The following is a 1,011-nucleotide window of genomic DNA, read 5'->3' as shown; positions in this document are numbered from 1 at the left end:
TGAGGGTGAAGGACACCCCGGGCGTGCGCGCGGAGCAGTACACCGCGCCCGGGGCGCCTCCGGGGGGCTGGGTGGTGGCGAACACCTCGGTGGCCGCGGTGACCGAGGTGTTGGCCACCACCACGGTCCCGGCCACCAGGGTGGCGCGGCCCATGCGCGCGGCCCCGCCGCCCTCCTTGATGGAGATCCCCCCGGTGGCGGTGCCCAGGGTGAGCGCGCCGGGGCCTCCCCCGAACACGCTGTACTGGCCGTTCGACTGGCCGTTCGGGATCACGAAATAGTCGTCTGTCTGCAGCAGGTTCGCCCCGCCGCGGTACAGGTTCACGTCCCCGGTGGCACCGAACGTGATGGTGGCGCCGTTGTTGAGGGCGAGGGTGCCGCCCACGGTGGCGTTACCGGTGACCGCGATGGACGCGAACGAGACGTCCCGGCCGGTGGCGATGACCGGCACGTAGGAGGGTGAGGGCATCTCATTCGCTCCAGTAGTCGGCCTGCACACCGATGTCCGTGCTGCCGGTCACGGCGCACGCCCACACCTCGTCGAGGTTGCCGATGCGCCACGGCACCACGGCGGGGATGCGCATGGCGCCCGCGGCCCCGGACTGCGCGCCGGCCTGCGTCCCCGAGATGTAGATGTCCTGCGTCAGGGCGCACAGGTACGCCTCCTTGCGGCGGGGCTCGAACGGCAGCAGCTTGACCGCCACCGAGGCGCCTACCGCCTGCTCGGTCTTGTAGCCGGCCCGCACCGCGGGAAGCTCCCGCGTCTCGGTCGGCCCGCACACGGACACCGCGATCGGCGCGGCGGGCGCGTACTCCTCCGCCTGGACGATCTCGTCGGGGTCGGGCGTGGTGTCGATGTTCATGCTGCGGTTCCTCCCTTGACGGACTTCAGTGCGGCCCCGCCCGGGACCACACTGGCCACGGTCTTGGCGGCGGCCTGGACACCCGGGCGGGAGCGCACGACCAGGAGGAGACCGCCCGTCACCAGGACCACGCCCGTGATGCCGTACG

1 protein-coding gene and 1 pseudogene are annotated in these 1,011 nt (G+C 72.3%); both read right to left on the bottom strand.

The window, feature by feature from the left end; translation table 11 throughout:
• Positions 1 to 469, bottom strand: a pseudogene (locus tag AQI94_RS41965) (hypothetical protein); the annotation flags it as partial.
• Position 470: 1 nt separating this feature from the next.
• On the bottom strand, positions 471 to 863 hold the full coding sequence (locus tag AQI94_RS41960) for a hypothetical protein (protein ID WP_030498671.1): 393 nt from the start codon (positions 861 to 863) through the stop codon (positions 471 to 473).
• Between the last annotated feature and the right edge of the window lie 148 nt (positions 864 to 1,011).

The sequence above is a fragment of the Streptomyces pseudovenezuelae genome, from assembly GCF_001513955.1.
Classification (GTDB): domain Bacteria; phylum Actinomycetota; class Actinomycetes; order Streptomycetales; family Streptomycetaceae; genus Streptomyces; species Streptomyces pseudovenezuelae.
Note: the sequence above shows the minus strand (reverse complement) of the source record. Positions and strands in the feature narration are given on the sequence as shown.

What these genes read in the sequence shown, in the direction of transcription:
- AQI94_RS41960 (WP_030498671.1), bottom strand. Translation starts at nt 863, where the DNA reads ATGAACATCGACACCACGCCCGACCCCGACGAGATCGTCCAGGCGGAG.